Here is a 26352-nt window from a genome sequence, read left to right as displayed (position 1 = left end):
CTCGCGGCGTAACTCCAGCACCGGATACAAGGCGGGCAGGGTGTGCCACGTCAAAGCACACAGTTTCTTGCGGCCGGCCAAATAGCCTCGCCTCGGATTGATGAAGCCACCTGAAACCGCACGATCGACGTGCACCCGACCGATGAACCGCCCCCCACACAAACTTTACCGGATGACGCTACCTTGGCTTCACGGCCTCCGCAATTTGATGCTAGTGGTTACCGCCTGACATAAGAGTCCCGTATGGGATTCCATTTGCTGGGTTGGCATGCGAGTCTGGCGCATGCGCACAGGAATATCGTTCACCGTTTCGCCAACAGATCACCAACGCCTAATGGCCTTGACCAGGGATCGCAATGCGCCCCAAAAGCACGTCTGGCGGGCCGAGATCATCCTGCTGAGTGCCGATGGCGTCGGGACTGTCGAGATTATGCGCCAGACCGGCAAATCGAAGACCTGCGTATGGCGCTGGCAAGAGCGCTTCGCCACAGAAGGCGTCGAGGGTCTCCTGCGCGACAAGACGCGGCCGTCGCGTATTGTGCGGCTCGGACCCGATGTCGCCGAGCGTGTGGTGGCCCTGACGCTGGCTGATCCGCCGGGCGAGACGACGCACTGGACGGCCGACATGATGGCGACGGCCGCCGGCATCAGCGCCAGCGCAGTCAGGCGTATCTGGAAAGCGCATGGCCTCGCACCTCATCGGTGGCGGCAGTTCAAATTGTCCAACGACCCGAAATTCGTCGACAAGCTGCGAGACGTTGTCGGCCTCTATGTTGATCCGCCAGCCCACGCCGTCGTGTTGTCGGTCGATGAGAAAAGCCAAATCCAGGCGCTCGACCGCACCCAGCCGGGCCTGCCGATGAAGAAGGGTCGGCTCGGCACCATGACCCACGACTACAAGCGGCACGGCACAACCACGCTGTTTGCCGCCCTCAACGTGCTCGACGGCACCGTCATCGGCCGCAACATGCAGCGTCATCGTCATCAGGAGTTCATCCGCTTCCTCAACGCCATTAACGCCCAGGTGCCGGACGACAAGGCCGTCCACGTCATCCTCGACAACTATGCTGCCCACAAGCATCCCAAGGTGAGAGCCTGGCTCGACCGTCACGAGCGTTTCGCCTTCCACTTCACTCCGACTTCAAGCTCATGGCTCAACGCGGTGGAGGGTTTCTTCGCCAGGCTGTCGAAGCGGCGTCTGAAACGCGGCGTTTTCCATTCCGTCGTCGATCTCCAGGCCGCCATCAACCGTTTCCTCGTTGAGCACAACAAAAAGCCAAAGCCCTTCACTTGGACCGCCGATCCCGACAAAATCATCGCCGCCGTTAAACGCGGGCACCAAGCGTTAGATTCCATCCACTAGAGCGTTTCCCTTTCATTCTGGATCATATCCGCAGGAGGTGAAGAAGTTTCGGGCTTCTTGAGGTTCAATGAGGTCGATCAGTTTTCCAATCCTGTCCCAAAGGCCTGCCACAGTGCGTTCTGCCGCCTTGCGCAGGAGTGCTTTCAGCTTTGAGAATGCCTTTTCTATAGGGTTGAAGTCGGGGCTGTAGGGCGGCAAGAACAGCATGCGTGCACCGGCAGTCTCGATCAACGCGCGGGCAGCGGGCCTTTTGTGGCTGGAAAGATTGTCGAGGATGACAACATCGCCAGGCTTCAATGTCGGAACCAGCACCTGTGCGACATAGGCCTCGAACCAGTCTCCGTTTATCGGCCCGTCGATCACGAGCGGCGCAACCATGCCTGTGCTGCGCAAACCCGCCACCAGCGTCGTCGTCTTGCGGTGGCCGTGAGGAAAGCCCATTCGCAGGCGCTCTCCCTTCCTGCAGCGTCCATGGCTGCGAGCCATGTTCGTCGCAGTCCAGGTTTCGTCGATAAAGACGAGCTTGGCGGGATCGAGATCCAATTGGTCGTCGAACCAGCGCTGGCGCTGCTCCAAGACATCGGGCCGGCTCTGCTCTATCGCGTGGCCAGTCTTTTTTTACGCGTCTGGCCGTGCCGGACAAGGAAGCGGTGCAAGGCCGACTTGCTGATCGTGATGCCTTGCTCCGCCAACGCGTCGCGGAGTTCAAACAGGGTTCCGTCCCGATGTTCGGCGAGCCAGGTCATGATCTGTTCCCCATGCGCCTCGGTTTTGCGGGAATTGCGATCCCCGCCAAGCGGGCCAGGCCGCACATCACCCTGCCGCAGTTGCAAATTTCGCCAGCGACTGACGCTTGCGGCACTCACACCGAAACGTTCGGCGGCTTCTCGATGCGTTGCACCAGCAGAAACCGCAGCAACAACACGAACGCGCAGATCGACAGAAAGGAATTTTGACATATCCGCCGACCTCCATCGGCAGATAGCTTGAATCAGACCCGGACCGATTTGCAAAGCCCCAAAGATTCAATCAGTCAGGGAACCGCTCTAGACGTAACGATCAGCCCCAGGCGAGCCAAGAGTAGTGACAGTCTTCATTAATGGCAGACGATATCGAAATGCGAATTCAAGTCTACATCATCGCTGTCTTGCTAGGGCTCATCATGTGGGTGGCTTCCTTTGAAATGACGCAAACCGCCTATCGGGATGCTCAAAAACTCGGCGCTATCCCCAATCTCAATATCAGAAACAGGGTCCACCAGATACTCTAGAACGGCCAACGCTGATAGCAGCGTCAAAGAGGTTGGCGAAAGGCAACAGCAAGCAGGGCAAGCTCCTTGACGCGCTGGACACTGATCTCCTGCATGCTAGCATCAAGCCCACGGCGGCCGGCCTCGTTGTTCTCGTTGCTCTGGCGAAACTGGCTCCACTCGTTTTCGATACGTTCAAACATAGCTTGCGGCACTGATGGCATTACTCTTCCTCCGATTGAGTTTGCTGAGATTGTCAGATTCGACGAGACAGGCAATCGGAAACTGCCGTTATTCTTAGCGAGCATGGTAAATTCACGCCTCACTCCCATGAGATTGTTCAGATCCAAACGGCATTGGATAGATGGTCTTCCATAGGATGAGGCAAGAACGACCAGACCTGATTGGCCGAGGTCGGCGGCCTCTTGCTCGCCGCGCAGCATCACGCGCGTCGACCCTTGCCGACCCCCCGAGCAAGATCTACAGAGTCGGCGCTTTGTCGTCTCGATTTTCGGCACAGTCCCTCCACGCCTCCGTTAGCGTTTAACGTTCTAAAGCCACTGGCCCCGACTTCAACCATCTGCCTCGATCGAAATAGGCTGTTGTCAAGCGTTGCTCTGGCGTATCGACATGCAAATCAAGGATAAGATTAAACCGACGTACGTCCGTGAATTCGTGCGAGAATACAATCCTCGAGCCGTAGCTCGACTGCTTGACATTTTCCAGCGCCCATATTTGAGGAAGGATGTCCTTAAGCTCCGTCCATTTCGCCTGGTTGAACAATATTGCAACCAATGTCTGGAATTGGTCACGCATGAGCATGCCTTCGTCGTCATCGGGAAGGATCGACTTGATCCGTACACTGGACACGTCTCCCGACGCGGTCCCCCGCACGAGCACAAACAGCGAGGGGCGGCCAGCTGACGGGGCCTCAACCTCATCTGTCTGAGAACTGCATTCGAATGTCGAAGAATAGAGATCTCCTTCGTGCCACGAGCTCACATTTAAGCCGGCGCTTGAAAGCGCACGGCACAGGTCGTCACCGGACACACGCCAGCGCCTCACTGGGGCACTGGCCGCAACGTGGAAATCTTCGAACAGATGGCGGGATATATTCGATCGTGAAATCTCGCGTGAAAAAGGCAGCCGTTTTCCCCGCCTGGCAGCGGCCATCGGCGCCGTTGTTACCGGCGGAGCGATGCTAATCCATGTGATGTGGTAGCGTTGAACGAGCTGCCGCAGGCCGCGCTTGTCATTGGCAAGCAGGGCCGTCGTGATGATCGCGACGACGATGCCGGTTAGCACCGTCCAGAAAAGCCAGATGTTGCCGCGATTTGTGCCCACTGCCATGTCAGCGCTGTCGGTCCAAATCGCGAGCTGCCCCTGAGCGTTCGCTCAAGACCCGGATTTCCGCATATCGTGGGCGCGCCGCATTGTCGACTTCGTTCACAGTCAAAAAATTCATGTTGGTCCAAAATGATATTTGAACATTACCAACGTTATTGGGCCTACTTGCGTCAAATCTTAAGTGCCTGTTGGACGACCTTGCAATCACCCTATAGCATCCAATCCTTGGCGAAAAATCAAGACGGACACCGTTTCTATCTGTGCTCGCAAAAGAAATGTTTATTCCCAATTAAAATGGCTCTTGCCGCCCGTTGACCCCCCGCCAGATTCATTTAGTCTAAAATAATACATGCCATATCGTCCGTGGCGTCCTATCAGAGGCACAGTGCCGATGAGCGCCATCAGCCTGGTAGGAGCCTTTCGGACATTGAAGGAAAATACATGCGATCGCTCCTCAACCACACCTTTCTGATCGCCTGTGTTTTTTCGGCGGCTGGCAGCGCAGTGGTCCCAAATGTTGCCCAAGCCGACAGCCTTCGGAAGGCGAGTCAAGCTCAGATCGAAGCGTATGTGGCAAAAAAGGCTGACTTGACCAAGCTCAGCAACGGCTGGTCCTATAAGTCGAATGCCAAATATGGATATAAATTTAGCGATGGAGGGATGTGCGTGCGCACGCAGCGCGGATCCGTCAGCTGCACCAAAATCGTTACCGACGGGAAGAAATTCTTTATGGTGTCCCCCGATGGCACAAAGACCCCGTTCAGCAGCGCTGGCTAGGGGGCGTAGCGCCCTTCTTTTAGCAGCACAGATAATGAACAAATCGCGTCAGGCCTGACCTTCCCGTTGCAATTGAGGTCCCGCTGAGTAGGCCTTGCTTGGCACACGGAAAATTAACGGCCGCAACCTAGGATCAGATCAAAGAAATTGGTCCTGATCGATGACGCAGCGCCTAAAATACATCTTTCTTGCCTTTCTCGTCTCCATAGGACTCTGGGGTAGCTTGATCTCCAGCGCTGTATGGATCACCGGCAAATTTACAGACGGGATTGATCAGAACACCACGGCTGCGGTCAAAACTAATCGTTGAACGGGTCGCAATGTTCTGCAGGACTCGCGCAGGGTCTTCAGCCGGCGAAGGGGGGGAAGCGTATTTTTCACAATAGCCCCCGGACCCACAGTACCAAAAAAATGATGCACGCCCACAGCAGCACGGAAACCAGCGTCGCGATCAGAAAGTATTTTAGTCGTTTCGTCATATTGTGAGGCTAGCCGCGCACGACAGATATTGCGCTTCCACCTCTCGAACGGCGTTAACAACGAATAAAGACCGCATGCCGGCGTCCCGAAATGGCACGCATTTATCAACAAGCCGAACAGATGATTCGTAGCTTGCCTGCACATTTTCAGCAAGGTGCGCCCTTCAAATGCGCCGCGGACTCTCTCGCCGAAGCGGCTCTGAAACACCGCTAAAGCTTGACCCAGTCGGCGAGCATCGCGTCAAGGTTGTCGTATTGGGCCAGTATCGTGGATGAGAACTCTACATCAAGAACTTTGATCTGACTGTCAACGTTCTCAATAACTCCGATGGGTATATCAAAGCGGGGCCCACGCCTTCTGCTCCACGGTGACTGTTTAACGTATAGCCTTTTTGTCGAGGACGTGAAGTGCTTGCGCTCTGCGTTTAACCGCTCTTCACTTGCGTTCTTTCTACTTTTCATATCCGTATCTACAATAGTCGTTGTCAATTCAGAATTTCAAAGTTGCATTAAATAGAATTATATACTTAGTTGATATTAGTCAATGCATTCGACGGAGCTATAGAGGTCGTATCTTTAAGTATGGGAAAAGGACAGGTATTAACAGATGCCGATTGGCGTCTGCGTCTGGTGGTGTTGTTTCTTGCGGTCTGTCTACGTCGCTAGGATTTTGTCGTTGGCGCATGAATAGCTCACCTCGCAGACGTCAGCTCTGCGGGTCGGGATCGACCCGATCCCTGCTTGGACTGACAGGGTCGGCGAGATCTGCGTTAGGCATTCAACCAGGATGAAATAGAGGATGCCACGATGTCAAAGCTCTCCAGGCACGCCGCTCGCAAAATTCGACGCCGCGCCGAAAGTACATTTCGCCGGCGGCCGGCCAAGGCCCATCGCAAAACAAAGACAGACCCTCAATGACAGTGAAAAGGTGCACTGCCTGTTCTCGGTCTTTGGGGGTCAGGGGTCGTCACAGCCATGCGTGGCTTATGCATTTCGACATATCGCGGCAGAGTTGGGTGAAAGCAATCACGCGCTTGTCCTTGGAGGCTGCGCGATCCGGTCTATCTGATGGCCGTCCCGGAGAAGCTCTATGCCGTTTCGTGACCCGTATCAGGCGCAGGGCCGGGCTCCTCGTGCATCTTTCCCATCTTGCGGCACCATGTTTTTGCTGAAGACGGCACAGCGAGCGATATGTTCGGGCACAAACCTGACACGCCACTCACGAGATATCCCTCCAGTCGATCTTCCCCTCCGCGATAGGCGGAGGCGTCGAATGGGATCGGCCGCGATGACGCGCATAAAGGTGGAAAATGTTGCCGATCGGAAGGGCGCACGCGTTACCGAACATATGCATTCTGGCGCCATCCTGCGCTTGCCTGTCATTGCGGAGGGGGCGCAGATCAAGATCGAAGTCCAACGCCGTGGTGTGGTCTACGAACCTTCCGCCATCCCGGTCACCGATGCCGCAAAAGACGCAGTGGTTTTCCGAAATCAGCGTCGCGTCCTTCGCGGATCATTTCGCGGGCGAGCTGATTGCTGCCCTCGAGGGACGGCATCCCCGTGGCCTCTACCGAAAGCAAGGCCTGGGCAGCGACCTGCGCGAAGCAGTCCTGTTTTTTTGCTCCATCATAACCGCCCGGAGAGACGAGCCCTCGCTTTGGGCAATATAGTGCTGTTGCGGCAAAGCAATCCGACAGCAAGTGAGTCGCACAGCCCCCATCACCTCTAAAGCGTATCCTCCCTCCACCATCAGGAGGCAGGGATTTTAAATATCTCTCGGACCTAGAGCCCCATTCTGAAACCGCTCCAGGCGAATGTCGGTCTTATCTAAATGTTGTCCCTGGCTCTACATGAAGCCTCAAGAATCAGATTCAGTCATACAACGAAACAAAACTGTTTCATTTTGACACATTTCATTATATTTCTATTAACGAAATCTTTGACCACAGATGGATGCGGTTGCACTTCATTCTGAAAGAAATCGGTGTTTCATGCTAATATTTCTGATCATTTTGCTCGGACTGAACTATTTCTATGTCGGCGGCGGAAACTTTATTGTCAGTCTGTTGGCTTGGCCACTTATGGTCTTCTTTGTCATTTTTACCGGGGGCGCGCTTGTCGGCATCATCCTTGCGATTGGCATCGTCGCTGCATTGAGCGCATTGTCGTTTTTGGCGTCTGCCGGGATCGTTGATGGTGCTCGCCCGCAGGCCCGACATTTTCGAAATCTCGTGTCACAACGTATCAATCCACTGCCTGTCCGATCTGCAGGAAATGAGGACGTGGAGGCATTTCGCCCATCGTGACACTCTGAAGCGGCCATCCATCTCCGGCGATCTGCCGAAACCAGCTCTGTGACTTGCGCTGTTTTCCGCTCTTGCCTCATACCGCGTGGCCTCAACGAGGCTGCGCGACATCGGCCTCTTGTGAGCCAACCGGTAAGCGCCATGGGTCCCCCAACCTTCTGGCGATGCGTGAGTTTCAAAATGCCGTCCAACGCATCAGGAAATCGATACCGTTCATGGGCCAGAACGTCTCACCGACGGCCCGGCTGCGGGATATTCGAGCCACATCCGTTAGAAGTCTTCGATAGCTACGAAAGGGCTGTCCGCCGGATGTCTTCAGCTGCGTTACGTTTCTCGCGCGCATAGGAAGTTCCGAACGCTAGAAAAATATCGTGGGCGAACGGCGAGCCATCGATCGTTGATCGGCGGCTACTATCTGCGACGTAGACTTCGGGGAGCCGCTTGCCAAGGCCGACGAAACCATCTGGGCAGTCCACGCCAGCGTTGACCGAACGATCGAGCAGCGCAATGGCTTGACGCTCGAAGCCTATGGGTTACACGTTGCAGTCAAACGCTAGATCCCGCCTTTATGACACAGCGCGGCAGCCGACGGCTTCGCGCCTTTCAGAAGTCCTTTTCACGTCTGTCGAAACGTACGGTTCATGTTTCTCCGGCGGCCTCGTTCGGCCGTCCGATGCTCGAATATTCGAAGCCGTGCTTTGTGATTTCGTCGCGGCGGTAGATATTCCTGAGGTCGACGAGAACAGGTGCGGCCATGACCCGCTTCAGGCGGGCAAAATCGAGCGCCCGGAACTGGTTCCATTCGGTGACGATGACGAGAGCGTCTGCGCCCTCGGCGGCCGTGTACGCATCGGCTGCGAACATCATGCCTCGATCAGGCCGCGTGCGTTGTCCATGCCCTCGGGATCGTAGCCGACCACCTTGGCGCCGGCATCCTGCAAGGTCTGGATGATCGAGATCGCAGGGCTGTCGCGCATGTCGTCGGTGTTCGGCTTGAAGGTCAGACCGAGGACCGCGACGCTCTTGCCGCGAACGTCGCCACCAACTGCCGCGATCACCTTGCGACCCATGGCGCGCTTGCGGTTATCGTTGATCGAGATGGTCGTTTCGATGAGGCGCACCGGGCTGTCGTGATCCTGGGCGGTCTTTGCCAGAGCCAACGTGTCCTTTGGAAAGCAGGAGCCGCCATAGCCCGGGCCCGCATGCAGGAACTTTGCGCCGATACGGCCATCGAGCCCGATGCCGCGGGAGACTTCCTGGACATTGGCGCCGACTTTTTCGCAGAGATCGGCCATCTCGTTGATGAAGGTGATCTTCATGGCGAGAAAGGCGTTGGCGGCGTATTTGATCAGTTCCGACGTGCGGCGCGAGGTGAACAGCAGCGGCGCCTGGTTGAGGTAGAGCGGCCGGTAGACTTCGGTCATCACGGCCCGGGCACGATCGTCGTCGAGGCCGATGACGATGCGGTCCGGCCGCTTGAAGTCCTCGATGGGGGCGCCTTCGCGCAGGAATTCGGGGTTGGACACGACGGCGATGTCTGCGTCCGGTTGGTGTCGCGCATGATCCGCTCCACTTCATCGCCGGTGCCGACAGGAACGGTCGACTTGGTGACGATGACGGTGAAGTCGTTGACGTGCGTTGCGATTTCGCGGGCAGCTGCATAGACGTAGGACAGGTCGGCATGACCATCGCCACGGCGCGACGGGGTGCCGACGGCGATGAAGACGACATCGCTGGCGGCGACGCTTTCTGCCACTTCCGTCGAAAACGACAGTCGGCCCGAGCGGACATTTTCCGCCACGAGACTTTCGAGCCCCGGCTCGAAGATCGGGATCTCGCCGGCCCGCAGCGCTGCAATCTTCTTCTCGTCCTTGTCGACGCAGATGATGTCATGGCCGAAATCCGCAAAGCAGACGCCTGACACCAAACCCACATAACCAGACCCGATCATCGTGATACGCATCGATTTTCCTCTTTTTCAGACAACGCAAACGCGTTCAACGAAGTTGGCATATATGCACGACCGGATTGCAACGCAGGCGAAACTGTCGACATCTGATCTACTATTCTAAGCTGCGAGAAAAAACCAGCGGCACGCTTCTCCCGGTCTAAAGATCCGATCACTAACGGATCGGCCTTTCAAGGGAACGAACGCCGCCCGGCTTCTCAACCGTCGATGGATGGCGACCAATCCATACGCTGTTGCGGATCGTCGCGCCGATTGGCTTTCATTGCAATCCAGCATAATGCGCGGTTGCCGCAGGGAGCTGCGAGGAACGACCCTTGGGTTCCTGGCAGGTCGTGCAGTCGTGCCGTCAGACGGTAAGCTTTGCTGGCGAGATAGGCGAGCCTTCAATCGGCAACAATGGCGAATATGCGATACCTCGCCCTGGAACGCCGACACTGTCGCGCCGGCACCCAAGGTAAACCAGCAGCTTAGGTTTCGAAACGCCACGCTCCAATTCCGACCCCCTCGTTAACGATCTTCATCAACCATTAACGCAACTCGAGATTGTCATGTCGCTTCATTCTGGTAAGCGTGATCTATTGTCGAGGTAGTGGAATCCACATGTTAGAAGAAGCCATTTCGTTCCCGTATAATATCCGCACCAAACAGCTCCGTTTTGGAAAGTGGATCTATATTATCCAACTGTCTCAGGAGGCCAGCCGGGTCAGTCGAAAGTTCCCAACGCAAGACGCAGCATTGAAGGATGCTCGAGAGTTGCTGTTGTATATGCGCTGACGACAAGGATAGACGATTTTCACACCATGACCTCAGAAGGGTGGTGTTTAAGGGAAAATCTCTCCTATATGGTAGGGGAGGAGATACTCATGAAAATTGCCATTCTCGTCATCTCGCTTAGCCTACGCGCATCGGCCGCCTTGGGGCAACAGTACCGAAATTACGAAGTCCAGCCAGACGGCATGGGCGGCTACACAGGCACCGACGGCAATCGCAACTTCGAAGTGACGCCTCAGAACGGCGGGCGGATTGTCCGCCATCCAAATACGCAGCGAGAAAGATCCGTCAGACGCCCCGGCGATATGAGATCGCAACCGAACTGCGTCGTCGACGGCTACGGGAACGCGATTTGCAGGTAGCAGGACGGAACCGAACCGACATGGTTTATATCGATCCCGATGGGAAATGGAGAGTGTGACTGTCTCCTCACCAGACTGCGGATCAGATCCGTGCAGGTCGTTGACTGGCGGTGCAAATACCGAACCCGGACATCCCACCTCGACCTATCCCTGTCTCGCGACACGATTGTTTTAAAGGGGCATGGCATTTCACTATCGGATTGCACCTGTGGTGCGTGTCGCGGTACTTCAACGCAACTACAAGGCCTTTGCGGACGTGCAGGGCCTATGAGGCAGGGTGAAATGCAACAAGCAATCAACTTTGATCTGGCGAGCCGGTATTTGTTGGCGACGGGTGTCCTTTCGGGTTGCGGAGTTCACGGTGCGGTCTATCGGGGCGGCGTTTCGGATCTGGAAGGCGGCTTCTGGAAAAAGGCGATGATCGACCGAATGCGCGGTGATCGCGGTCCTGCATCATGGGCTGCCGGATTGAAGGCGGTTGACTATATCGACATTCTTACACGTGTCTATGAATCCCAAACGAGCCAAGGTTGATATTCCTGCGCTGGGGTGAAGCATGAATGAGCGAGCTTACCTGTCATCCCCCGTTTTGGATGGGACTGATTGAACACCGTGACAACCGCACCATATTTCAATCCAGCACCAGGAGAAAACCGATGCATCGTTTCACAAAGCCCATATTGATTTTTACAGCATGCATGCTGAATTTCGCGATTCCCGTGAAGTCCGCGGATATGGTCGAAGGCTACACGGCACCGAGACGTGTTGTTGTCCACCAGGGGCCTCGCACGTCGCTTCATCATGAAGTGCGGCTTGCGCGCGCAACCGAACTGGATTGCTCACCGGTGATCTATTCCTATCGGACAAATCCTTCCTACACCGAAGTCAAGACGGTCTGTTCTCCCCCATGGAAAAAGACGACCGGAAGTGCTGAAAGCGGAGGGGGCGCCAGTTCATCATCGGCGTCTTCTGCGGTCACGGCGCAATAGCGCCTCCACGTGGCAAGGAAGCCGTCCGACCAGAATAGGTTCGGTTGACTGCGCCGAATACACCGTTGGTCGGGCTTGCCGACCGGCGGACGCGTAAATGTTGCTTTAGCCATATAGATCGATAGGCGCTTCAGATTAGCTATTGGGTAAGATCAGATGCTTAGGCTCTGGGCAGTCGAAGATGGGATTGCTCCAATGAGAATAAGAAATTCAAAACGAAATGTCGCCGCGTTATTTGCTCTCGTCATATCTGTACAAATCGCGCCAACGTCTTGCTTTGCAATGGGGCCCGGTGGCTTGACTGTCGGGTTTGCCCGCACTGTGGCTGACATTGTCAACGATCATCAGATGCCGCCGCCATTGGCAGGCATATCGCAGTAGAGAAATCGGCTGATCATCGATAACATAAACACACGGGGCTTCGCGCTGCGACGGGACGGAGCCTATTGAAACCCTTAAATCGGTGATCTGCTTTCCTGAAAAGGATGCGGGTCACGTCTCGTTGAACGCCGACCTGTGTAAATAGGATCGTAGCATCGCGTGGCTGGTCGGTGGCTTTAGTCCAGGAGTTTGACCGCTCGTGCTTTGACCGCCTGTAAAACAAAACACCGATACAATCCCCCGAAAGCACTGGGCCCAACCGGTTCAGAGCGAAAGTCTCCAGAGTCGTCGCGATGTCTGCGCCTGAGATCTCAATCTGCGAAGTCTTGCTGGCCGCAGCTTGCCTATACATCTCATTGTCAAGTACAGTCTTGACGATAGACATCCGAATGACGACACGGTAAGAGCACGATGACATAAACATTAACCGTCTCTTATCTTTTATGCTTAATAACCGGTTACCAAATGATCGCCTGTCGATGGAACATGATGTGTAGCAAACGACTTTTTACGACTTTAATGGCTTCAGTCGCACTGCTCACCGCATCCATAGGTCCCGCCGCTGCGGACTCCCTGTCCTGGAGCGGTGCCGTCGATACCGACTGGACGAAAGACGGCAACTGGCTGATCGGGGGTGCTGCGGGCCACGCACCCCAGGCTGCCGACAGCGTCGATATCGACACCCCAGCTTCTGCCATTATCTACAATAATCTCGGAACGCCGATCCCGAATATTGCCGGGTTGACGGTCGGCGATGGTGCAAGCGGCAATCTCACTGTAAACAATGCCCTGAGCTCGACGACCGCAAGCCTTGGCGCTGCAGCCACGGCCGACGGCAGCGTGACCGTCTCCGGCTCGCTCGGCCGCTGGAGCAATGGCGACCTGACGGTCGGCGTTGCCGGCCTCGGCATTGTGACGATTACGGACGCTGGCGGCTACAACGGCAGCGGTTCAGCGACCATCGGCGCCGATAGCGGCAGTACCGGGACCATCGGGGTGAGCGGTGGAAGCTCCTATTTCCAGACGAGTGGACCCTTCGTCATCGGTGACGCCGGCACCGGCCGCTTCGAGGTCGTTACCGGCGCCACAGCATCCACCGCAGAGACGATTATCGCACAGGCCTCAGGGGCTACAGGCACGGTCAATATTGCCGGCGGCGGCACCACCTGGACGGCCGGCGACCTCACCGTCGGCGATGGCGGCCTCGGAACCGTTTCCATCTCAACCGGAGCCACTGTGGTGGTCGACAGCGCCGTCATCGGCAGGCTTGCCGGAAGCAATGGCAGCACGGTCGGTCTCAGCGGCAGCGGCACCATCTTCGAAACACAAGGTGCACTGATCGTCGGCCAAGCCGGCGATGCCAGTCTGACAATCTTTTCCGGCGCCACCGTCTCCAGCGGCAGCGCCATCATTGGTGCTCATGCTAACGGCTCGGTCCGGGTCGGCGGCCTTGGGTCCGTCTGGACGTCCGGAGCGCTCTTGATTGGCGGTGACGGCGGCGGCGTCACTGACCCCGGCAACGGCACGCTCGACATCAGCGGCGCTGGTCAGGTCGAGAGCAGCTCGGCGACCCTGGGATATGCAGGCGGGGATAGCGGCATAGTCACTGTCGACGGTGGCGGCTCGCAATGGGATGTCACAAATTCCGTGATCGTTGGCCGAAGCGGCAGGGGCCTTACAAAAATCACCAATGCAGGGACTGTCCAATCGAATGGGCTCGTTCTGGGTGACAGTTCCAATGGCAGCGGCACTGTCCTTGTGACTGGCGCCGGCAGCACTTGGCGAGACGGCGGTGACCTCATCGTCGGGGGCGCCGGCACCGGTGCGCTGCAAGTCACTCTGGGCGGCGCGCTCAGCGCCTCGTCGACGACGATCGGCCGAGATGCCGGCTCGACCGGCAAGGTGACTGTTACCGGCGACGGCTCGACCTTTTCGACCGCAGGAAGCCTGACCATCGGCGATGCCAGCACCGGCACCGTGACTGTTGCCGATGGCGGGACGATCTCTGCTGGCAGCATTACCATCGCCGCACAGGCGGGCTCGACCGGCACCTTGAATGTCGGCTCCACGCTGGGCCAGACCGCCGCCGGTGCAGCAACGCTCGACACCAGTGCCATTCACTTCGGCGCTGGCAGCGGCACCCTCGTTTTCAATTTCGGCGGTCCGGCCTACACGCTTTCGGCGTCTGTTGACGGCAATGGCGCCATAGATGTTGCCGACGGCAGCGTGTCCTTGAGCAGCGATTCCAGCAGTTTTTCCGGGATCACCACCGTCTCAGGCGGAAGGCTGACGGTAAACGGCCTGCTTGGCGGCACGATGCTCGTCAACAGCGGCGTCCTGTCAGGCACCGGCACCGTCGGAACGACGTCCGTCGCATCGGGCGCCACCATTGCGCCCGGCAGCGGCGTCGGAATCCTCACGGTCGCCGGTGATCTGACGTTTGCCAGCGGCGCTCTCTACACTGTCGACGTCGATGGGACGGGAAGCGACCTTATCAAGGTGAGCGGCACGGCGAGGCTCGTGAGCGGGGCTGCGGTGAGCCTTGGCGATACTAGCGGCCTGCGGGCTGGCAAGACTTACACCGTCCTCTCGGCGAGCCGCGGCGTTATCGGCACCTTCGGCGCCGTCGCCTCGTCTGCCGCCTTTGTCGATACGACGCTCGGCTACGATACAGACGATGTCACCCTGACGCTCACCCGCAACACTGTCGCCTTTGCCTCAACCGCCAGGACCGTTAACCAGCGCTCCGCCGCTGAGGGCGTGGAAAGTCTGGGCGGTGATAATTCGCTTTACCAGTCTGTCGAAACGCTGAGTGCCGAGCAGGCGCGCAATGCTTTTGGTCAGCTGGCCGGCGCGCTGCATGGCGCGTTGACCACCGCCACTTTTGACAACAGCCGCTTCGTGCGCACCATCGGCATCGACCGCCTGCGCAGTGCCTTTGACGGCGTTGGCGCGGCCAGCGGTAGCGTCTTTGTGCTCGGAGGTCCGCCCGGCGGCGCAAGCAGCGCTCTTGGCTATGGCGAAACGCAGAGCACCACGCCCGCGGCACAGGCTGCCGCGGCCATCCTTGCCGATCCCTATAGTGCGCGGGCTGTCGGTTGGGGCCAGGCCTATGGCGGCTGGGGCAGGACGGATGGCGACGCCAACGCCGCCGGTATCAAGGATTCGGTCGGGGGCGTGGCAATCGGCGCGGATGCCCCGTTCCGCGAGACGACATGGCGTATCGGTGTGATGGGCGGCTATAGCAAAGGCAATTTCGATCAGGCCAACGGCAGCGCGTCCGGCAGCAGCGACAATTACGATGTCGGGGTCTATGGCGGCAACCAGTGGGGCCCGCTGGCCTTGCGCGTCGGCGCGCTCTACGAGAGGCAGTCGATCGCAACGCAGCGAAACGTCGAATTTTCTGGCTTTTCACAGAGTTTGGCGGCCGACTACGACGCAGCAACGGCGCAGATCTACGGCGAGCTCGGCTACCGCATCGATGCCGGCAGATTGGCCTTCGAACCTTTCGCCAATGCCGCCTATGTTCATCAGCACAGTGACGCTTTCAACGAGACCGGCGGGTCGGCCGCCTTGAGCAGCGCTGCCGAGAACGCGGGGGTTACTTTTACCACGCTAGGTCTGCGCTCCTCAACCGGGTTCGCGCTGGCCGGTCTTGACGCAACGGCGCGCAGTTCTGTTGGCTGGCGCCACGCTTACGGCGATACGACGACGCAGTCTTCCTTCCACTTTGCCGGCGGCGACGATTTCACCACCGTCGGCACGGCGCTCGACAAAGATAGCCTAGTCCTCGACGCCGGCCTAGATTTCGCCGCCGCCCAGGCATCGACCATCGGCATCACCTATAGCGGCCAATATGGCAGCGGCAGCCTCAGCCAGACGGTCAAGGCCAATCTGGCTGTCAGGTTCTAGCTGGCGAAAGACCACCTGGCTGCGGGATCATGGCGGACGATGATGTTTAGCCACGGGCCACTGTGACCCGAATAGGACGGTCCGATGTGGAGAGAACCAGCGTCCATGGGGAAGTCTCCCCTTGTTTTGTTCGGTGATTCAAGGCCAACTTCGTTGCGAAGTTGGAACCGAAGCGCTTACAACGAGGCGAAGGCGTTTGACAGGCAGAAGACAGGGCCTCCATCTTTGAAGCAATCGAAATGGGAGAATTTATGAAAAAGATCTTGCTGGCCGTTGTCTTGGTGTTGTCCGCCGCGAGCGCGAATGCCGCCGATACATGCAAGTCAAAGGCGATCGACAAGAATGGAAAGCCGCTGGCCGGCGCGGCTCTGACCTCGTCGCTGAAGAAGTGCACCAACGAGGCTGCTGCTGCCTGCGATAGCTCTGCCAAGGATAAAAATGGCAAACCGCTGGCCGGCGCTGCAAAGTCCTCATACACCAAGAAATGCGTCAGCGATGCTGTCGGAGGCTAGTAAGGCGTCCGCAAACACGATGCAAGAGACTTCAGTGCGCCTGATGACCAGGGTCGGTCCTTGGTCCTGATCCGGCGCTTTCTTCGTTGACGCGGCCGTAAGGCTATCAGGCGTGCAGTATCGGATTGCCGTTCTACGCAGGTGACCGCTCGACCGCCGTTGAGCTTTCGAAATAAGAAAGGCTACAGCTTCGCTGCGCGCCCGCACGACTAGAGCCCTTTCAATTTCGGGCGTCGCCCTTTTTGACCCAGGCCGAGTTCCCGAGCGATTTTCGAGCGCGCTTCCGAATAGAGGGGGGCAACCATCGGATAGTTCCCGGGCAACTTCCATTTCCCTCTATAATCTTCGGGCGATATCGAATGGTGCATCGCCAGATGACGCTTCAGTGATTTGAAGTCGCCACCGCATTCCAGGCAGGTGATGTGGTCCTTATGGACCGACTTTTGCACGGAAACGGCCGGTTTTTGTGCTTCGACCTGCGGCGCTGGCAATACCACCAGCGAGCAGCTGTCGAGCGCACGATAAACAGCGGTGATCAGATTTGACATATCTGTCACCGGGACGACGTGCTTGCGCACGTAGCTGGAAACAATTTGGGCGACAAGATCGGCCAGGGTCTTCGGCGTCGGAAGCGGGGCAGGGTGGCTCATAACAGGTCGTCAGGTGTGGCGTAATCCGCACACCTGCAACCAAATCGGCGTCGTGAATATGCCATGTTTCCCTCGCGATTTCGTTGATTGAGAAAGAACGTCGATCACATAATCAATATTTCATTAGAAAGCAGCCACTTAAAAAATCCACTCTAAGTAGCTGTTCCAGTATCGTACATGATGCAGGACTATTCTGAGTCACAATTCGTGATTTGAACAAATAGTCGCCTGTGTGATTCTCGTATTGTAACAAAACGGAGAGAGAAGTGGAAAACTTAAATTTCGATGAGCGACTCGAAGATGATGTAACGAATACTGACTGCCGAACAGAAGTGTACAAGTTCATGTCAGAACTTATTGCAAAGTTAGGAGGCAGGGGTTGGTCTGAAGTTGAAATTACAGTCGCGCTGGCTGATGCCGCGGATGAGCACGTCATGCTGCTGGCGAAGTCCAAACCTGGTGCATCCCACTAGCATAACGACGGGATTTTAACCTTACCTGGTAAGCTTAACAAAGGCTGTCGGTTGCAAGAGCCAAGGGCTGTGCCATCATCCGGCATGACCTATTTTCATCCGCCCAAGTTTAGCGTCGATCAAAAGGAGCGTTCGGTAGAATGTGCGGCCATGTGCAAACGGGCACTCACCGCATTCATCCGTGACGCGGTGGAGGCTGGATGGCGCGAGCAGGAGGCGGCTCTTTTTTTTGCCGACGCCTCTGACGATTACGTTGCCTATCTGGCATCAAAGCCCAACCGAAAGTGGGTTGCGGCAAACTCAAACTGACTGGGGAAGCGCTGCGCCCGCAGAACGGGATGCTGCGCTACGGAGAATATCGGCAAGTGTTCCGACGCCGACACCTGGATCGCTTTTTTCGAGCTGCGCAACGACACTGAAAGACGTACCGGCGCGGGCTGCGAGATTAGACGCGGTGATGCCGCGCCTCAGGCGTGCGTTGCGCATGTTGTGCCCCAGTCTTTAAAGCCCCGATTTGGTCTTTGGCGAAGCCTACATAAATCTCCGTACATGACCGACATGGCTTTGATGTCAGTCATTTTATGATGAATGAGTCGATTTCTCAAATGAGACGAGGTGATGGCTGAGGCGGTGCAAACAGGGGCAATGGGTCAGGTGGGCGACGTACTGCATCTCACCCGCGCAAACGCCAGATCGGTGGCCCCCCAGCATCGATACAATCAGGGCAGAGTAACCCTGCCAAAATTGTGCTCGTTTCGGCGAACGCCCCCGGGCTGTTGTAGGTGGGTGCAGCACGATGAAGTGATCTTGCTCTTACTCCGCCCAAGCGCAAAGGTTTGTGGGATCCTACCCTTTCTTCGGTCCAACCGTGCCACATTGCTCCCCACCACAGTGGGTTAGGGTGCTAGGTAAAGAGCGCCAAAGATTGAAGAACATACCTGAAGGAGCGCGCCGCATGACACCATCGCTACGGCTACCCATCCAATGCGCTTGTACAGAACTACCCGCTTGTTAAGTGCGAGCCGAGTTTCGTTCCTCAAAGAGCCAACGACGAACCCCATTCCGTTCGGCGTGACAATTTCGAACGGCACGCCGAACCGAAATAATAAGATCGCGCCTACCCAGGCTAAAACGACCCCAACCGAGTTCAATATTGCCAACAGCATGATGACCTCCTTTTAATTTGAAGTCATATGTCAGGTTCATGAAGGGCCGCAAGCCATTACCAATTGTGACTAGGGCGCCAGGAAACGAAGCCAGAGGTGGAGTTGCCCCATAAAAACCGGACAGGATCAGATTTCTGTTTGACGGTCTAATCCGGCAGGCTAGCGGCCAGCAGCTCGACCAGGTGGCCCTTGGCGAAGAGAAGGCCGGTCCACCCCATTTCGAGAGCGATGGCGGTCATGAGCCCCGGCTATCGGCTTCCGGCCGAGCCACGATCTTTGCCATCCTGCGGCAGAAGACGGCCAATCTCGACCAGCTAAAGGCCGCTTTCGGCTTTGATGATCCGATCGATTTCCTGCACGCGCTGCTAGTGGTTACCGCCTGACATAAGAGTCCTGTATGGGATTCCATTTGCTGGGTTGGCATGCGAGTCTGGCGCATGCGCACAGGAATATCGTTCACCGTTTCGCCAACAGATCACCAACGCCTGATGGCCTTGACCAGGGATCGCAATGCGCCCCAAAAGCACGTCTGGCGGGCCGAGATCATCCTGCTGAGTGCCGATGGCGTCGGGACTGTCGAGATTATGCGCCAGACCGGCAAATCGAAGACCTGCGTATGGCGCTGGCAAGAGCGCTTCGCCACAGAAGGCGTCGAGGGTCTCCTGCGCGACAAGACGCGGCCGTCGCGTATTGTGCGGCTCGGACCCGATGTCGCCGAGCGTGTGGTGGCCCTGACGCTGGCTGATCCGCCGGGCGAGACGACGCACTGGACGGCCGACATGATGGCGACGGCCGCCGGCATCAGCGCCAGCGCAGTCAGGCGTATCTGGAAAGCGCATGGCCTCGCACCTCATCGGTGGCGGCAGTTCAAATTGTCCAACGACCCGAAATTCGTCGACAAGCTGCGAGACGTTGTCGGCCTCTATGTTGATCCGCCAGCCCACGCCGTCGTGTTGTCGGTCGATGAGAAAAGCCAAATCCAGGCGCTCGACCGCACCCAGCCGGGCCTGCCGATGAAGAAGGGTCGGCTCGGCACCATGACCCACGACTACAAGCGGCACGGCACAACCACGCTGTTTGCCGCCCTCAACGTGCTCGACGGCACCGTCATCGGCCGCAACATGCAGCGTCATCGTCATCAGGAGTTCATCCGCTTCCTCAACGCCATTAACGCCCAGGTGCCGGACGACAAGGCCGTCCACGTCATCCTCGACAACTATGCTGCCCACAAGCATCCCAAGGTGAGAGCCTGGCTCGACCGTCACGAGCGTTTCACCTTCCACTTCACTCCGACTTCAAGCTCATGGCTCAACGCGGTGGAGGGTTTCTTCGCCAGGCTGTCGAAGCGGCGTCTGAAACGCGGCGTTTTCCATTCCGTCGTCGATCTCCAGGCCGCCATCAACCGTTTCCTCGTTGAGCACAACAAAAAGCCAAAGCCCTTCACTTGGACCGCCGATCCCGACAAAATCATCGCCGCCGTTAAACGCGGGCACCAAGCGTTAGATTCCATCCACTAGGTCACCGGTCCCTTCCCAACAGGGCGACGACTGTCTTCATCACCGATTTGCTGGGAAAGCTGTACTCTCAAGGCTGAGTAAATGGCCCACAGAAGTGATCAGGGCGTGCATCCTCTGCGTACTTAGAATGAACCATCTGACGGAAAGCTGGCGATTTGATTGAGGAGCCTCGACCAGCGCTCGGCCTCCTCCTTTGGCAGCTTCCAAAAGACGAAGAACCTGCCATCGACCTCAATTTCAGCCGGACCGGCGGTTCTGGCATCAATCACATGCCAAGATCCGTCTTCATGCGGCGATAGATGATACCTTGAGAGGCTATCCATTGTCCGAGTATACCGTCGCTACAACCTTATAGTCAGGGTGATGGGTGGAAAGCACCAAAGATTGAAGAGTATACCTGAAGCAGCGCGCCGGATGACACCATCGCTAGGGCTACCCATCCAATACGCTTGTACAGAACTCGCCGCTTATTAAGTTCGAGCCGAGTTTCGTTGCTCAGAGAGCCAACAACGAACCCCATTCCGTTCGGCGTGACAATTTCGAATGGCACGCCAAACCGAAATAATACGATGACGCCTACCCATGCTGAAACGACCCCAACCGAGTTCAATATTGGCAAAAGCATGAAGACCTCCTCGAGTTCCGGGACCAGACCTTACGAAAAAACCTTGAACTCCGTCACGGCGTTCAAGGTTTTCAGTTACATGTCAGTACTTTTCGGTCCGGTCATGTCGGCCAATCACGGACAGCCTGTCGGTAACGTCTCAATATGAAACGAAACTGAAAAGCGGTAGTAACTTCATTGGGCGCCGACTATATTTCAATCCGACCACTATCTTTTCCACCACACCAGCCACGACGTGATCAGGGTGATGGGTTAAAGATCAGCTTCATCATCAATCATTTGTTCCGGGTCGTAAACAACCTGACCAAGCGACCTTTGCCACAGCGCCTCAACCTTTGTAGTCTGCTCTGGCGTAGGTTCTCGCCCATTAAGAGCCCGAACCCAATCTTGATGAAGACGCTCCGCCTGATCTGCCGACAGATCGTTAATGCGCTTCTGGGTCACATGAGAGCCTTTGTGATCGGGGCGGGGCTGGCAGAATAGAGGGATTCGGAGTGGATGGCGTTGAACTGTCTGTAACTTGCAACCCCCCATTAAAAGGGTTTGTATGGCCCGTACATTCGTTCGAGAAAGTCCATGCTCGACTTTACGTTGCATTCAAGCCTGTCGTTCTCACATTTCACCGAATAATTTTCGCTGTAAATTATACAGCCGAAACCAACGAGAAAGAAAACACACATTGCAGCCACCATCCACTTTTGCTCGTTATTCAGTTTCGCCATTTGTTTCTCCATTTAACGAGAGCCGGTGGGGGGAGCTCGCGAAGACCAAGTGCTATATTTGATTGGGGTAATAAGCGCAGTCTTGCCCACGCTGCGCTGCTATTGTCCGACCGAACAGTCGTTAAATAGAACTACGAACGGCAATAAGACCATACAGGGGAGCAACCCGTTCGAGACATACGGAAAAAGACGCTGGCGAATTTTGCTTTCACCGGCTCTGTGCTTGCGAATAGGGCCGAATGGTCCTTCCCCCTTTGCTCGGAAGTAACGGTATCCTATCAACGTCCAAATCAAGAGTTCGAAGCTTACGACCGATGCCCCAGCAAAAAGACGGTTAGGAAAGCTTACTGTACAGGCAACAAGGCTGCGTCCGAGATCCTGCCCAGTGCTTATGTAAAAAGCCAGTTCCACCGGCAGCAGCGAGAGACCAAGTACCAGCATAAACAGAACCGCTAACCCTCTGCCGTTTGAGTAATTGGAATATTTCATAACATAAATTTCGAAAGCATATCTAACCTGCTTGAACACCACATTCGAACTTGATGATCAATCCATAGGTGGCGTCGAAAAACAGCCATTCCTTTTGGAAAGCGGGCGAGGGCTCGCTAATTGTTATCAGCAGCAGTATAGCTGGCATGCGTCAGTCCCCGTTTTTTTCCAAGACCATGGACGATGGCCTCGAATGCCAACGCCTCTGTGGCGTCATTGAATCCGATTGCAAATGTCCCTTTGTTTAAAAGTGGCATGACCGTCAAATACCCCCAACGGCGATACCGCGGCATAATGACAACATACACTGCAACTGCCCCTTTAAATATGCGCCAACCTCCGGAGAGACGAAACAACCATGACAACAATCCAACGCGTGGTCCTTGCAAGCAGGCCCAAAGGCGCTCCCACCTCCGAGAACTTCCGACTGGAGAGCGCCGAGCTTGCCGACGCTGCCGAAGGCGAGGTCACACTCAAGGTTCTTTACCTCTCGCTGGATCCTTATATGCGCGGCCGGATGAGCGACGCCAAATCCTACGCGGCTCCCACTCCTGTCGATGGCACCATGGAGGGTGAGACCGTTTGCGAGGTGGCGCGCTCCCGGCATGCCGACTTCAAGCCCGGAGACATCGTGAGTTCCCGTACCGGATGGTGCACGGGTGCCGTGATGAGAGCCGACGCGATCCGCCATGTCGACACGAAAGGCGCACCCATCAGCACCGCGATCGGCGTCCTTGGAATGCCGGGCTTTACGGCCTATTCCGGCATGAAGGTCATCGGTCGCCCCAAAGAGGGGGAGACCGTCGTGGTCGCTGCCGCATCGGGTCCGGTTGGCTCCATGGTCGGACAGCTCGCAAAGTTGGCAGGCGCGCGGGTTGTCGGCATCGTCGGCGGACAGCAGAAACTGGAATACGTCCGCGACGGGCTGGGCTTCAACGCAGTCGTCGATCACCGTTCAAAGGATTTCAAGACGGACCTGGAGCTTGCCTGCCCGAAGGGCATCGACGTCTATTTCGAGAATGTCGGCGGACCTGTCTGGGAGGCGGTCATGCCACTTCTGAACATGTATGCGCGCGTTCCGGTTTGCGGTCTGGTGGCCAACTACAATGGAGCGGCGGCTTCAGAGCAAGACAACGTGCCGGCGATGATGTCGGCCATCCTGAGACGGAGCCTGCTGATCCGTGGGTTTATCCAGACCGAGTTCGTCGTCGAACATTATGCGGCGTTCGAGGCCGAGATCGGTCCCATGGTTAACTCCGGTCGGATCAAGTATCGCGAAGACGTCGTCGAAGGACTGGAGAACGCTCCCGAGGCATTGATCGGGATGCTGCAGGGGAAGAATTTCGGCAAGCTGCTGGTAAAGGTGGCAGACCGATCGTCGAAGGGGTGACTGGCGCTTGCGGCAAGCCTCAAATCACACCAGGAAAGACATCTAAGGGGACCGACAGGTTCCCGCCGCTAGCCTCCATAGGATCATCTCCCACGGTCAGCCAGCTTTGGGCTTCCTGCCCGGTCTCAGTGTTGCCTGGTGCTCCAACGACACTCACTTTGATAGCCAGCCAACCCGGATCGACGGAATTGTTCAAGAGCTGCGGACAGGGGCGGCCAACCGTTGGTGCCAATGCGGCGATCTACAGTTCGGTTACCGCCTAGGCTCGAGACGAATCTCTTGCCGTCCCATCGATCGTCGGAGGTCGACATCTCGACCTCCGCCCCGAGACAGTGCTTTCCTGGCAATAGCGTTCCAACGGTGTCCTTGACCCAGACCCTGGAGCGGCATCACAGCTAGCGGTAGGCATCGCTGATCGCCTTGGTTCCGAATGCCTGGCGGCGCGCAATGCGCACTGAATAAGGAGCGCTGCGGCCTCCTACGACAGACGCAACCATCAGAGCGGTCACACCATCCTCATCGACATCCCACCGTCGATAACGATGGTCTCTCCGGTCATGAACTCATTGCCGATAAGCTGGACGATGACGTCGGCGACATCCTCGGGCCTACCTTCACGCTTCAATGGGATCCGGTTTGCAATGTTGTTCGCTTTCGCGATGTCGGTCATGCCGTCTTGAAACGGTGTCCGGATAATTCCGGGCGCAACGCAGTTCACCCGGATCCCCTCGGCGGCGTGGTCGCGCGCAAGCGCGCGGGTCATCTGAATGAGGGCGGCCTTGACGACCTGATAGGCGGTGTTGCCCGGACATCCACGCAGAGCAGCCGCTGACGAGAGGAAAATCACTGCCCCGCCCCGCGAGGCCAACGAAGGGTGTGCTGCCCGGAACAGATGGAAGGCGGAGTGGACATGGACGTCGAAGGCGTCGGTCCAGTTTTCGGCAGGCATATCGACGGCAGCGCCAGGGGCCGGGCCGCCGGCACAATGGACGACGCTGTCGATCCGGCCGAATTCGGACATGGCCATCGAACAAATTGCGTTGGATGCTTCCGGATCCCGCATGTCCCCCGTAACGTGCAGGACGCGGATGCCAACTTTCTCACCCTCGGCAACCAGCTCCGCAAATCGCGCGCTGGCAGTTCGCGAGTTGATGACCAGGTTCGCACCCCTGCCGATCAGTTCCTTGGCCGTCGCATAGCCGATCCCCGAGGTACCCCCCGTGACGATCGACGTTGTTCCTCTGATGTCCAGCATGCTCTCTCACCATAGCGTAATGATACGAATTCGGTCTTCCATTCCAAAGGTCATATCCCGGATTGGCCCTTAAAGAATTAGTCTAGCGTCCACCGAGCGAAGCTGCGCCCTTGAAGTTGTCCGATATATCTCGATCCCGGAGGCGATCATAGGCAAAACCCCTTACGACGAAAGCGACCGCCATGGCGCGACACGGCGGGCTTCATCCACATCGCAAGGCCAGAGAACGCAACCCGCAAGACCCTCTACGACGCAACGGGACGTCAGACAGACCTGTGCGGGAATTCGCCACGCTGCTCCATGTCGTAAATCGTGGTGTCGGCAAGGGAGACGATCTGGCAGAGTTGATGCCAGCGAATGGTTCGCTCGCACAAGGGTGTTTGCGGATGCGTGATGGCGATACCTCAGATGTATGATCCAAGGACGAGAGAAGCCTGATCGTCGTCAGGGATGGGAATGCCGCGCCGAACGCGTGCGTGGAGGCGGCGGCGGTGGCGTCGAAAACGGAGGGTTTGCCAAGATGCAGCTGGTGGATCTTCCGATCTCGCGCTTCCTCGGCCCCTAATTTAATCACGCGCGTTCAGCACCGCGTCGATCGCTTGAAGGCAGGCGCAATAGATCATATCTGACGAGGTATGGCATTCAACCATTCATATATGATTGTTAGAGCGCCAGAGCGATTTCGGTTTCATCATTCAGAAATGCCGGTTCGTAGGCGCGGGCCAGGCTGCCGGTAACACCGACAAGACGGAACGCCTCGCGCCATTCATCCGAAATGCGGCGTGCGGTTTCCCGGATCGTCCGGCGTGCGTCGGATTCGAGTATCTCGAAGAATTCGCACGCTTCCAAGGCGAGCATAATGGATCGGTCGTGCGCTCCATCCTCCAGAATTGCGGTTTCGAGATGCGGGTTGCGATCAGGCGCAGGGTTCACGTCGAACATCGGCGACAGACGCCAGCGACCCCCGCCGACATAGAGAAAGCCGTGGTTCTTCAGGTGATCATCCTTGTTCGAGACGAGGATGGTGAAGATCAGGCGCAAATAGAGTTCCCGGAAATCAGCCAAAGGTTCGGCCGCGGCCATCCGCATGAAATCGACGATCTCGGTATAGGCGCCTAGTTCCGTCCCGGTCTTGGCCAATGCGGTGCGCGCCGAAATGTATGGAATACGCGCGGTTCCGCGTCGGTCGAACCTTCGCAGCAGCGCGACGGGAAACGGGGTTTCCGTCAGTTCCAGACGCGCCTCTGGCGTGCGAATGCCGCAGGCTTTGGCGAGGCGGAGGGTTGCGACTTCGACGCGCTCGATGGGTTGCTGGTCGTGGACGGAGGTGAATTTGGCGAGCCAGAAGTTCTCGCCATCGATGACATTGGCTTTGGGGCGAGCCCCCCCGAGCCGCCGACTCCAGCGAGCGCTTGCATATCCTGTGCGGAGATCTCCTTGCCCTGCTCGTAGGCCCGGGAGATGGCGGTGATGGCCTGCAGGTCGATCAGCCGCGGCACGGCGTCGGTTTCTCGTCCTTTGATGATCGCTCCATTTGCATCGACGAAGCGCAGAGCGCCCTGTCGGCAAGTATCGTCGGAGAGCGTCAGATATTCAAACTCGGAGAGGCCATTGCCGTAGGTGCGTTCGAGAAGCCTGCGACCCCAGC

24 protein-coding genes and 1 pseudogene are annotated in these 26352 nt (G+C 57.1%); 15 read left to right on the top strand and 10 right to left on the bottom strand.

What is annotated here, in order from left to right; genetic code table 11:
• Positions 1-283: 283 nt before the first annotated feature.
• Positions 284-1363, top strand: coding sequence for an IS630 family transposase (locus J5289_RS21415; protein WP_219276629.1), 1080 nt, complete (start codon positions 284-286; stop codon positions 1361-1363).
• Between the two features lie 12 nt (positions 1364-1375).
• Here J5289_RS21415 and J5289_RS21410 read toward each other — a convergent pair.
• The 3 genes from J5289_RS21410 to J5289_RS21400 all read right to left on the bottom strand — a co-directional run bounded on the left by J5289_RS21410 (position 1376) and on the right by J5289_RS21400 (position 3962).
• A protein-coding gene (locus J5289_RS21410) for an IS630 family transposase (protein WP_209186540.1) occupies positions 1376-2322 on the bottom strand; the annotation gives its coding sequence in 2 pieces (ribosomal slippage) (positions 1376-1983 and positions 1983-2322; 948 coding nt in all).
• Between the two features lie 334 nt (positions 2323-2656).
• Positions 2657-3058, bottom strand: a complete 402-nt coding sequence (locus J5289_RS21405) for a hypothetical protein (RefSeq protein WP_209208078.1) — start codon at positions 3056-3058, stop codon at positions 2657-2659.
• A gap of 97 nt (positions 3059-3155) precedes the next feature.
• On the bottom strand, positions 3156-3962 hold the full coding sequence (locus J5289_RS21400) for a DUF6030 family protein (protein WP_209208079.1): 807 nt from the start codon (positions 3960-3962) through the stop codon (positions 3156-3158).
• A gap of 438 nt (positions 3963-4400) precedes the next feature.
• Between J5289_RS21400 and J5289_RS21395 the strand changes: the two genes are divergently transcribed.
• Positions 4401-4736 (top strand): hypothetical protein, encoded by a 336-nt coding sequence (locus tag J5289_RS21395; protein ID WP_209208080.1) that lies wholly within the window; start codon positions 4401-4403, stop codon positions 4734-4736.
• 689 nt (positions 4737-5425) lie between these two features.
• Here the strand turns inward: J5289_RS21395 and J5289_RS21390 are convergent.
• Positions 5426-5677 (bottom strand): hypothetical protein, encoded by a 252-nt coding sequence (locus J5289_RS21390; protein WP_209208081.1) that lies wholly within the window; start codon positions 5675-5677, stop codon positions 5426-5428.
• 1529 nt (positions 5678-7206) lie between these two features.
• On the opposite strand from J5289_RS21390, the gene J5289_RS21385 reads away from it, so the two are divergent.
• Complete coding sequence (locus J5289_RS21385; protein WP_209208082.1) at positions 7207-7521, top strand: hypothetical protein; 315 nt, start codon at positions 7207-7209, stop codon at positions 7519-7521.
• 639 nt (positions 7522-8160) lie between these two features.
• On the opposite strand, the pseudogene J5289_RS21380 reads toward J5289_RS21385, so the two are convergent.
• A pseudogene (locus J5289_RS21380) lies at positions 8161-9484 on the bottom strand (UDP-glucose/GDP-mannose dehydrogenase family protein).
• Positions 9485-10090: 606 nt separating this feature from the next.
• Between J5289_RS21380 and J5289_RS21375 the strand changes: the two are divergent.
• The 6 genes from J5289_RS21375 (at position 10091) to J5289_RS21350 (ending at position 16417) form a co-directional block, all read left to right on the top strand.
• Positions 10091-10264 carry a hypothetical protein gene (locus J5289_RS21375; protein WP_209207334.1) on the top strand — a complete coding sequence of 58 codons (174 nt, stop codon included), beginning with the start codon at positions 10091-10093 and terminating at the stop codon, positions 10262-10264.
• An 89-nt stretch (positions 10265-10353) separates the two neighbouring features.
• Positions 10354-10623 (top strand): hypothetical protein, encoded by a 270-nt coding sequence (locus J5289_RS21370; RefSeq protein ID WP_209207335.1) that lies wholly within the window; start codon positions 10354-10356, stop codon positions 10621-10623.
• A gap of 282 nt (positions 10624-10905) precedes the next feature.
• Entirely contained in the window at positions 10906-11157 is a 252-nt protein-coding gene (locus J5289_RS21365) for a hypothetical protein (RefSeq protein ID WP_209207336.1), read from the top strand.
• A 26-nt stretch (positions 11158-11183) separates the two neighbouring features.
• Positions 11184-11612 carry a hypothetical protein gene (locus tag J5289_RS21360; RefSeq protein WP_209207337.1) on the top strand — a complete coding sequence of 143 codons (429 nt, stop codon included), beginning with the start codon at positions 11184-11186 and terminating at the stop codon, positions 11610-11612.
• 900 nt (positions 11613-12512) lie between these two features.
• Positions 12513-15905, top strand: coding sequence for an autotransporter domain-containing protein (locus tag J5289_RS21355; RefSeq protein WP_209207338.1), 3393 nt, complete (start codon positions 12513-12515; stop codon positions 15903-15905).
• A 251-nt stretch (positions 15906-16156) separates the two neighbouring features.
• Positions 16157-16417 (top strand): hypothetical protein, encoded by a 261-nt coding sequence (locus tag J5289_RS21350; protein WP_143123479.1) that lies wholly within the window; start codon positions 16157-16159, stop codon positions 16415-16417.
• A gap of 209 nt (positions 16418-16626) precedes the next feature.
• Here the strand turns inward: J5289_RS21350 and J5289_RS21345 are convergent, their stop codons facing one another.
• Positions 16627-17067: a MucR family transcriptional regulator gene (locus tag J5289_RS21345; protein ID WP_209207339.1), complete on the bottom strand. Its 441-nt coding sequence runs from the start codon at positions 17065-17067 to the stop codon at positions 16627-16629.
• Between the two features lie 266 nt (positions 17068-17333).
• Between J5289_RS21345 and J5289_RS21340 the strand changes: the two genes are divergently transcribed.
• Together J5289_RS21340 and J5289_RS21335 are read left to right on the top strand one after the other, a co-directional pair.
• Positions 17334-17540, top strand: coding sequence for a hypothetical protein (locus J5289_RS21340; protein ID WP_209207340.1), 207 nt, complete (start codon positions 17334-17336; stop codon positions 17538-17540).
• Positions 17541-17609: 69 nt separating this feature from the next.
• Entirely contained in the window at positions 17610-17849 is a 240-nt protein-coding gene (locus J5289_RS21335; protein ID WP_224140311.1) for a hypothetical protein, read from the top strand.
• Here the strand turns inward: J5289_RS21335 and J5289_RS21330 are convergent.
• The gene (locus tag J5289_RS21330) at positions 17841-18026 is read right to left on the bottom strand and encodes a helix-turn-helix transcriptional regulator (protein WP_209207341.1); all 186 of its coding nucleotides are present in this window, start codon (positions 18024-18026) and stop codon (positions 17841-17843) included. The genes J5289_RS21335 and J5289_RS21330 overlap by 9 nt on opposite strands.
• 862 nt (positions 18027-18888) lie before the next feature.
• On the opposite strand from J5289_RS21330, the gene J5289_RS21325 reads away from it, so the two are divergent.
• Positions 18889-19089 (top strand): hypothetical protein, encoded by a 201-nt coding sequence (locus tag J5289_RS21325; RefSeq protein WP_209207342.1) that lies wholly within the window; start codon positions 18889-18891, stop codon positions 19087-19089.
• Between the two features lie 54 nt (positions 19090-19143).
• Positions 19144-20223: an IS630 family transposase gene (locus J5289_RS21320; RefSeq protein ID WP_111223089.1), complete on the top strand. Its 1080-nt coding sequence runs from the start codon at positions 19144-19146 to the stop codon at positions 20221-20223.
• 877 nt (positions 20224-21100) lie between these two features.
• Here J5289_RS21320 and J5289_RS21315 read toward each other — a convergent pair.
• Positions 21101-21292, bottom strand: a complete 192-nt coding sequence (locus J5289_RS21315; RefSeq protein WP_209207344.1) for a hypothetical protein — start codon at positions 21290-21292, stop codon at positions 21101-21103.
• A gap of 1125 nt (positions 21293-22417) precedes the next feature.
• On the opposite strand from J5289_RS21315, the gene J5289_RS21310 reads away from it, so the two are divergent.
• Entirely contained in the window at positions 22418-23449 is a 1032-nt protein-coding gene (locus J5289_RS21310) for an NADP-dependent oxidoreductase (RefSeq protein WP_209186779.1), read from the top strand.
• Between the two features lie 505 nt (positions 23450-23954).
• Here J5289_RS21310 and J5289_RS21305 read toward each other — a convergent pair.
• Complete coding sequence (locus tag J5289_RS21305; protein WP_209207345.1) at positions 23955-24704, bottom strand: SDR family NAD(P)-dependent oxidoreductase; 750 nt, start codon at positions 24702-24704, stop codon at positions 23955-23957.
• Positions 24705-25116: 412 nt separating this feature from the next.
• Between J5289_RS21305 and J5289_RS21295 the strand changes: the two genes are divergently transcribed.
• A complete protein-coding gene (locus tag J5289_RS21295; RefSeq protein WP_153816494.1) occupies positions 25117-25269 on the top strand; it encodes a hypothetical protein in 153 nt (50 codons plus the stop codon).
• A 98-nt stretch (positions 25270-25367) separates the two neighbouring features.
• On the opposite strand, the gene J5289_RS21290 is transcribed toward J5289_RS21295, so the two are convergent.
• Positions 25368-26273: a type II toxin-antitoxin system HipA family toxin gene (locus J5289_RS21290; RefSeq protein WP_247750735.1), complete on the bottom strand. Its 906-nt coding sequence runs from the start codon at positions 26271-26273 to the stop codon at positions 25368-25370.
• Between the last annotated feature and the right edge of the window lie 79 nt (positions 26274-26352).

Source organism: Rhizobium sp. B230/85, from assembly GCF_019355735.1.
In the GTDB taxonomy this organism is placed as follows: Bacteria; Pseudomonadota; Alphaproteobacteria; order Rhizobiales; family Rhizobiaceae; genus Rhizobium; species Rhizobium rhododendri.
Note: the sequence above shows the minus strand (reverse complement) of the source record. Positions and strands in the feature narration are given on the sequence as shown.

Bases quoted from the DNA above. Each gene is read 5' to 3' on its own strand.
- J5289_RS21360 (WP_209207337.1), top strand. From the start codon at position 11,184: ATGAGCGAGCTTACCTGTCATCCCCCGTTTTGGATGGGACTGATTGAA.
- J5289_RS21390 (WP_209208081.1), bottom strand. From the start codon at position 5,677: ATGAAAAGTAGAAAGAACGCAAGTGAAGAGCGGTTAAACGCAGAGCGC.
- J5289_RS21395 (WP_209208080.1), top strand. From the start codon at position 4,401: ATGCGATCGCTCCTCAACCACACCTTTCTGATCGCCTGTGTTTTTTCG.
- J5289_RS21320 (WP_111223089.1), top strand. From the start codon at position 19,144: ATGCGCACAGGAATATCGTTCACCGTTTCGCCAACAGATCACCAACGC.
- J5289_RS21385 (WP_209208082.1), top strand. From the start codon at position 7,207: ATGCTAATATTTCTGATCATTTTGCTCGGACTGAACTATTTCTATGTC.
- J5289_RS21310 (WP_209186779.1), top strand. From the start codon at position 22,418: ATGACAACAATCCAACGCGTGGTCCTTGCAAGCAGGCCCAAAGGCGCT.
- J5289_RS21365 (WP_209207336.1), top strand. From the start codon at position 10,906: ATGCAACAAGCAATCAACTTTGATCTGGCGAGCCGGTATTTGTTGGCG.
- J5289_RS21345 (WP_209207339.1), bottom strand. From the start codon at position 17,067: ATGAGCCACCCTGCCCCGCTTCCGACGCCGAAGACCCTGGCCGATCTT.
- J5289_RS21415 (WP_219276629.1), top strand. From the start codon at position 284: ATGCGCACAGGAATATCGTTCACCGTTTCGCCAACAGATCACCAACGC.
- J5289_RS21400 (WP_209208079.1), bottom strand. From the start codon at position 3,962: ATGGCAGTGGGCACAAATCGCGGCAACATCTGGCTTTTCTGGACGGTG.
- J5289_RS21305 (WP_209207345.1), bottom strand. From the start codon at position 24,704: ATGCTGGACATCAGAGGAACAACGTCGATCGTCACGGGGGGTACCTCG.
- J5289_RS21350 (WP_143123479.1), top strand. From the start codon at position 16,157: ATGAAAAAGATCTTGCTGGCCGTTGTCTTGGTGTTGTCCGCCGCGAGC.
- J5289_RS21295 (WP_153816494.1), top strand. From the start codon at position 25,117: ATGATCCAAGGACGAGAGAAGCCTGATCGTCGTCAGGGATGGGAATGC.
- J5289_RS21370 (WP_209207335.1), top strand. From the start codon at position 10,354: ATGAAAATTGCCATTCTCGTCATCTCGCTTAGCCTACGCGCATCGGCC.
- J5289_RS21375 (WP_209207334.1), top strand. From the start codon at position 10,091: ATGTTAGAAGAAGCCATTTCGTTCCCGTATAATATCCGCACCAAACAG.
- J5289_RS21355 (WP_209207338.1), top strand. From the start codon at position 12,513: ATGGCTTCAGTCGCACTGCTCACCGCATCCATAGGTCCCGCCGCTGCG.
- J5289_RS21330 (WP_209207341.1), bottom strand. From the start codon at position 18,026: ATGCGCAACGCACGCCTGAGGCGCGGCATCACCGCGTCTAATCTCGCA.